1 pseudogene is annotated in these 218 nt (G+C 61.0%); it reads left to right on the forward strand.

Annotated features, from left to right (window positions below):
* Window positions 1-218, forward strand: a pseudogene (locus AC6CH3_RS23605) (N-methyl-L-tryptophan oxidase); the annotation flags it as partial.

The raw sequence follows: 218 nt of genomic DNA on the forward strand, positions 1-218 counted from the left end.
TTCGAGAACGTCATCGTCTCCTCCGGCGGCTGGTCCCAGAAGCTCATGCCCGACTACCTCAAGGCAGCAACCCAGACCAAGCGCGTCTTCCTGACCTGGTTCGTTGCCCGGGACGCGGAAGAATTCTCCCCGGAGAAATTCCCGATCTTCATCAGGATCTCCGGGGACCGCTCCATGTATGGTGCACCGGCCGTAGACGGCGCGACTGTCAAGGCAAC

This window comes from Arthrobacter sp. GQ119, from assembly GCF_059759125.1.